The organism is Atlantibacter sp. RC6 (assembly GCF_014193285.1).
GTDB lineage: Bacteria > Pseudomonadota > Gammaproteobacteria > Enterobacterales > Enterobacteriaceae > Atlantibacter.
In genome coordinates this window covers 41,998-48,353 of sequence record NZ_JACHZE010000016.1, presented here as the reverse complement: position 1 = coordinate 48,353, position 6,356 = coordinate 41,998, and the positions used below count along the sequence as shown (strand labels likewise).

The 6,356-nt window shown below is 53.7% G+C and carries 5 protein-coding genes; 2 read left to right on the top strand and 3 right to left on the bottom strand.

Going from position 1 to position 6,356, the window contains the following annotated elements:
* Positions 1-387 precede the first annotated feature (387 nt).
* The 3 genes from clpB to rluD all read right to left on the bottom strand — a co-directional run bounded on the left by clpB (position 388) and on the right by rluD (position 4,800).
* On the bottom strand, positions 388-2,961 hold the full coding sequence (gene clpB, locus FHW74_RS22280; protein ID WP_183172476.1) for an ATP-dependent chaperone ClpB: 2,574 nt from the start codon (positions 2,959-2,961) through the stop codon (positions 388-390).
* 130 nt (positions 2,962-3,091) lie between these two features.
* Positions 3,092-3,823 carry a purine nucleoside phosphorylase YfiH gene (yfiH, locus tag FHW74_RS22275; protein WP_183172475.1) on the bottom strand — a complete coding sequence of 244 codons (732 nt, stop codon included), beginning with the start codon at positions 3,821-3,823 and terminating at the stop codon, positions 3,092-3,094.
* Complete coding sequence (rluD, locus tag FHW74_RS22270) at positions 3,820-4,800, bottom strand: 23S rRNA pseudouridine(1911/1915/1917) synthase RluD (protein ID WP_183172474.1); 981 nt, start codon at positions 4,798-4,800, stop codon at positions 3,820-3,822. The genes yfiH and rluD overlap by 4 nt, the downstream gene beginning before the upstream one ends.
* Positions 4,801-4,936: 136 nt before the next feature.
* On the opposite strand from rluD, the gene bamD reads away from it, so the two are divergent.
* Together bamD and raiA are read left to right on the top strand one after the other, a co-directional pair.
* Positions 4,937-5,674, top strand: coding sequence for an outer membrane protein assembly factor BamD (bamD, locus tag FHW74_RS22265; RefSeq protein WP_183172473.1), 738 nt, complete (start codon positions 4,937-4,939; stop codon positions 5,672-5,674).
* 264 nt (positions 5,675-5,938) lie between these two features.
* Positions 5,939-6,271 (top strand): ribosome-associated translation inhibitor RaiA, encoded by a 333-nt coding sequence (gene raiA, locus FHW74_RS22260; protein ID WP_183172472.1) that lies wholly within the window; start codon positions 5,939-5,941, stop codon positions 6,269-6,271.
* Positions 6,272-6,356: the final 85 nt, after the last annotated feature.

Below are 6,356 nucleotides of genomic sequence, written 5' to 3'. Positions count from 1 at the left end.
TCTTTGTGCATCCGGAGATGCTGAGATATCAATCCTGCGAGTGCCCACACAGATTGTCTGATAAATTGTTAAAGAGCAGTGCCGCTTCGCTTTTTGTCAGCGGCGCGGGGTGCGTATATTACGACTTCCCGCTTCAGAGTCAAGCGTTAATTTCGCTTTTCTCTGCCGAACTCCCCGGAGGGACTTCGCTGACCGGCCGGCCTGTGTGCCGTTGTTCCGTGTCAGTGGTGGCGCATTATAGGGAGTAATCAGAATCTGACAAGCCTAAAATTCAAAAAAGTTATCGTTCGCTCACATTTCAAACAAAACTTCGAAAGAAGGCCTTATTCTGCCTGCTTTATAAACAAAACGGGCTCCTGAGAGCCCGTTTTTACCATCGTCGAACGTTTATTGGCGAGCCACAATACGTTCGTCTTTAACGGTCAGCTCAATCGGTTTACCCGGGACCAACTCACCAGAGAGGATCTGTTGAGCCAGCGGGTTCTCGATTTGTTGCTGAATAGCGCGTTTTAGCGGTCGTGCGCCATAAACCGGGTCATATCCGTTTTCACCCAGCAACTGTAGCGCCTCATCAGACATCTCAACCTGATATCCGCGTTCCTCAAGCCGTTTATACAGCCGTTGCAGCTGGATTTGGGCAATCGACGCAATATGTTTCTGGCCCAGCGGGTGGAATACCACCACTTCATCAATACGGTTGATGAATTCCGGCCTGAAGTTCTGGCTTACCACGGTCAGCACCAGGTCCTTCATATGGCTGTAGTCGAGTTCGCCAAACCGTTCCTGAATCAGATCAGACCCCAGGTTGGAGGTCATAATCACTACCGTATTGCGGAAATCTACCGTGCGGCCCTGTCCATCGGTCAGTCGGCCATCGTCCAGCACCTGCAGCAAAATGTTGAATACATCCGGATGCGCTTTTTCGACTTCATCCAGCAGGATCACAGAATAAGGACGACGACGCACCGCCTCGGTCAGGTAACCGCCCTCTTCATAACCGACATATCCCGGAGGCGCGCCCACTAACCGCGACACCGAATGTTTCTCCATAAACTCGGACATATCGATACGCACCATCGCGTCATCGCTATCAAACATAAAGTTCGCCAGCGCTTTGCACAGCTCGGTTTTCCCTACCCCGGTCGGCCCAAGGAACAAGAACGAACCAATTGGACGGTTAGGGTCGGACAATCCGGCGCGGCTACGGCGAATGGCATTGGACACCGCTTCGACCGCTTCATCCTGGCCAATCACCCGCTGATGCAGTTCTTGCTCCATACGCAGCAGTTTTTCGCGCTCGCTTTCCATCATGCGGGCCACCGGGATACCGGTCCAGCGCGCCAGCACCTCAGCGATTTCCGCATCGGTGACTCTGTTACGCAGCAACCGCATGGTTTTGCCTTCGCTTTGCGTCGCGGCGGCCAGCTGTTTTTCCAGCTCCGGAATTTTCCCGTACTGCAATTCCGACATCCGGGCCAAATCGCCCACGCGGCGCGCTTGCTCAATAGCGATTTTGGCCTGCTCCAGTTCAGCCTTGATGGTCTGAGTGCCGGAAAGCGAGGCTTTCTCCGCCTTCCACTCCTCTTCCAGTTCTGAATATTGACGCTCTTTATCAGCCAGCTCGTCATTCAGCATATCAAGACGTTTTTTACTGGCTTCATCCGACTCTTTCAGTAGCGCCTGCTGTTCCAGTTTAAGCTGAATGATGCGCCGGTCGAGCCGGTCAAGCTCTTCCGGTTTCGAGTCAATCTGCATACGAATGCTGGATGCGGCTTCATCGATCAGGTCGATGGCCTTATCCGGTAATTGCCGATCGGCGATATAGCGATGCGACAGCGTAGCGGCCGCGACAATCGCCGGGTCAGTGATCTGCACATGGTGGTGCAGTTCATAACGTTCTTTCAGGCCACGCAGGATCGCGATGGTGTCTTCCACCGTCGGCTCGGCGACAAACACCTTCTGGAAACGACGCTCCAGCGCGGCGTCTTTCTCGATATACTGACGATACTCATCCAGCGTGGTGGCACCGACGCAGTGCAGTTCACCGCGCGCCAGCGCAGGTTTCAGCATATTCCCGGCGTCCATCGCGCCATCAGCTTTACCCGCGCCGACCATAGTGTGCAATTCGTCGATAAACAGAATGACATTGCCTTCCTGTTTCGAGAGATCGCTAAGCACGCCTTTTAAACGCTCTTCAAATTCGCCGCGGTATTTTGCCCCGGCCACCAGCGCGCCCATATCCAGCGCCAGTACGCGGCGGCCCTTTAAGCCTTCGGGTACTTCGCCATTGACGATGCGCTGCGCCAGCCCTTCAACGATGGCGGTTTTACCCACGCCAGGTTCACCGATCAGCACCGGGTTATTTTTGGTGCGACGCTGCAATACCTGAATCGTGCGGCGGATCTCTTCGTCACGGCCAATGACCGGGTCAAGTTTACCCTGCTCGGCACGCTCGGTCAGATCGAGGGTGTATTTTTTCAATGCCTGGCGCTGATCTTCAGCCCCCTGATCGTTCACGCTTTCACCTCCACGCATTTGCGCAATTGCCTGAGTGATGTTCGCGGTATTGGCGCCCGCCGCTTTTAACAGATCGGCCAGCGTGCCGCGTGACTCCAGCGCCGCCAGAACAAACAGTTCTGACGAAATAAAATTGTCGCCCTGCTTTTGCGCCAGCTTGTCGCAAAGATTGAGGACGCGCACTAAATCCTGTGACGGCTGTACGTCGCCGCCGGTGCCTTCCACCTGCGGCAGGCGGCTTAACGCCTGATCGATATCAGTGCGTAACTTGCCGGCATTAATGCCCGCAGAGGTAAGTAAAGGACGAACGGAACCCCCTTCCTGATTCAGTAAGGCGCTCATAAGATGTAAGGGTTCGATGAATTGGTTGTCGTGCCCCAGTGCGAGTGACTGGGCATCGGCAAGAGCAAGCTGGAATTTATTAGTAAGACGATCCAGACGCATAACTCCTCCCATAAACAGGTCAAATTTGCTACTGGAGATTAAATGAGGTCATCCCTCAATTATTCAAGGTGAATGACCTGAATTATGTGAAAAGAAAACAACGCGTTCTGGATCGTCTTGATTCGCTAGGTTATATCAGCCAAATGAAACTTGCCATACGGCCCGTGATTCTGTCACGGCGGTATGAGAAAAAATCATCCTTTTCAGTAAAGGTACAACGGTCGCCGCCGTAGATTTTCGTCACGCCCGCCGTTGTTAAACGCTGGCGCGCAAGCTGATAAATATCGGCGAAATACTTTTCGCCCACGGGACGAAACGCGCTGGCGGCCTGGCTGTCTTTGGCGATAAACGCATCGCGCACGTCATCGCCCACTTCAAACGCCTGTGGGCCAATCGCCGGGCCTAACCACGCCATGATATTTTCCGGACGATCGTTAAAACTCGCAAGGGTCGCTTCCAGTACGCCATCACATAATCCCCGCCATCCCGCATGCGCGGCAGCCACTTCACTGCCTGCCTGATTACAGAATAGCACCGGCAAACAGTCTGCGGTCATGACGGCGCATACTGTGCCAGGCGTGTCGCTCCAGGAGGCATCCGCGCGTTTTGAGGCATACGGCTCGCCGGTGAGACGTAATACCGCGTTGCCGTGCACCTGCTCCAGCCACACAGGCCTGGAGGGCATCTGCGCGGCGGCGAATAACCGACGGCGATTTTCTTCGACGTCATCGGCGTTGTCGCCGCAATGCGCGCCCAGATTAAGCGATGCATACGGCCCGGTGCTTACACCGCCAATGCGCATGCTGCTACAGGCCGCGACGCCCGGCGGCAATGGCCAGTCGGGGATAATGAGTTTTGTCATAACCAGTCAACGTCGTCTTTATGCGCGTCGAAGTCAGCACGCAGCGCATTGATGAGATCAACCATATCCTGCGGAATAGGCGCATGCCATTCCATCTGGATACCGGTAATCGGGTGATACAGACGCAGCATCGTCGCATGCAGCGCCTGGCGATCAAACTGACGCAGCGCCTGAATGAATTCGTCGGACGCGCCTTTCGGCGGGCGCGGACGGCCGCCATACAACTGGTCGCCCACCAGCGGATGGGTAATGTGCGCCATATGGACGCGGATCTGGTGAGTACGCCCCGTTTCCAGGCGCAACCGTAGCCGGGTGTGAATCCGAAAATGCTCCATAATCCGGTAATGTGTAACGGCCGGTTTACCCATCGGATGAACTGACATATGGGTACGTTTAGTCGGATGACGACTGATGGGTTCTTCCACCGTTCCGCCCGCAGTCATATGACCGATAGCCACCGCTTCGTACTCGCGGGTGATCTCGCGCAGTTGCAGGGATTCCACCAGGCGGGTTTGCGCCGGAATGGTTTTCGCCACCACCATTAAACCGGTGGTGTCTTTATCCAGACGGTGCACGATACCCGCGCGCGGCACGTCGGCAATCGGCGGATAGTAGTGCAGCAACGCGTTGAGCACCGTGCCGTCAGGGTTGCCCGCGCCGGGATGCACCACGAAGTCGCGCGGTTTGTTGATCACCAGAATATCGTCATCTTCATAGACGATATTCAGCGGGATATCCTGGGGTTCAAAGCGGGCGTCTTCTTCGATTTCTACGTCGATAACCACGCTTTCGCCGCCGAACACTTTTTCTTTTGGCTTGTCGCTAATCCTGCCGTTGAGCTGGACGCGCTGGTCTAAAATCCACTCTTTTATCCGCGATCGCGAATAATCGGGGAACATTTCGGCCAAAGCCTGATCTAAGCGTTGACCGAGTTGAGATTCGGACACCGTTGCAGTGAGTTGTACTCGTTGTGCCATATACTGCTTCTTCGTTTACGTTGGGATTTACGGCTTCGCCGTATAATATAGTGTGCTATTGTAGCTGGTCTTAACCGGGAGCAGGAACTGTCAATCTCCCGCACAAGTAAAACATTCTGAGGAAAGTCAAAACGTCATGACGCGCATGAAATATCTGGTGGCTGCCGCCACGTTGAGCCTGGCTTTGGCGGGTTGCTCCGGTTCTAAGGAAGAGGTCCCTGATAATCCGCCATCTGAAATTTACGCGACTGCTCAGCAAAAACTGCAGGACGGTAACTGGAAAGCGGCAATAACGCAACTGGAAGCGCTGGATAATCGTTATCCATTCGGGCCGTACTCCCAGCAGGTTCAGCTGGATCTGATCTATGCGTATTACAAAAACGCCGATCTCCCGCTGGCTCAGGCTTCCATCGATCGTTTTATGCGTCTGAACCCGACTCACCCGAACATCGACTACGTGATGTATATGCGCGGGCTGACCAATATGGCGCTGGATGACAGCGCGCTGCAAGGCTTCTTCGGCGTCGATCGTTCTGACCGCGATCCGCAACACGCGCGCGACGCGTTCCGCGACTTTGCAAAGCTGACCCGCGGTTATCCGCAGAGCCAGTACGTTACTGATGCCACCAAACGCATGGTGTTCCTGAAAGACCGTCTGGCTAAGTATGAGCTGTCGGTTGCCGAATACTACACCAAACGCGGCGCGTATGTGGCTGTGGTCAACCGTGTGGAAGGGATGCTGCGTGATTACCCGGATACTCAGGCTACGCGTGATGGTCTGAAGTTAATGGAAAACGCCTACCGCGAAATGCAGATGAATGCGCAGGCGGATAAAGTCGCCAAAATTATCGCCGCGAACGGCAGCAACACCTGATTGTTATCGCTACAAAAAAGGCAGCCTGGCTGCCTTTTTTTATGCCCGCCATCCCCACTTAGCCGGGTTTAGCGCGAAGTCATCCCATCAAATATGGCCTGAAAAAGGCGATCCGACAAGGGAAAAATGCCCTCTTCCTGTCCTGTCTCACAAAACAGTTGAGTTGACAAAAAGTGACAAATTTACGTGATTTACATCACACATTTTGACACTCAGGACGGTATGCTTGAATCACCAAGACGGGAAAGACGAGAGGTAAAATTTATGACAATGAACATTACCAGCAAACAAATGGAAATCACTCCGGCAATTCGCCAGCATGTCGCAGACCGTCTCGCTAAACTGGATAAATGGCAAACTCACTTAATTAATCCGCACATAATCTTATCCAGAGAACCTCAAGGCTTCGTCGCTGACGCCACCATGAATACGCCAAACGGCCATCTTGTCGCCAGCGCAAAACACGAAGATATGTATACGGCTATTAACGAACTCATTAACAAACTGGAGCGACAACTGAATAAAGTGCAGCACAAAGGGGAAGCACGTCGCGCAGTACCTTCAGTTAAAGACGTTAGCTTCGCGGAAGAAGAGTAATCAACTCAACATCAACAACGCGCCTCCGGGCGCGTTTTTTATTGACAGAGCGAAAACAGTACGGGTAGTGTAATCCGTACTTTTT

Bases quoted from the DNA above. Each gene is read 5' to 3' on its own strand.
- yfiH (WP_183172475.1), bottom strand. From the start codon at position 3,823: ATGACAAAACTCATTATCCCCGACTGGCCATTGCCGCCGGGCGTCGCG.
- raiA (WP_183172472.1), top strand. From the start codon at position 5,939: ATGACAATGAACATTACCAGCAAACAAATGGAAATCACTCCGGCAATT.
- clpB (WP_183172476.1), bottom strand. From the start codon at position 2,961: ATGCGTCTGGATCGTCTTACTAATAAATTCCAGCTTGCTCTTGCCGAT.
- rluD (WP_183172474.1), bottom strand. From the start codon at position 4,800: ATGGCACAACGAGTACAACTCACTGCAACGGTGTCCGAATCTCAACTC.
- bamD (WP_183172473.1), top strand. From the start codon at position 4,937: ATGACGCGCATGAAATATCTGGTGGCTGCCGCCACGTTGAGCCTGGCT.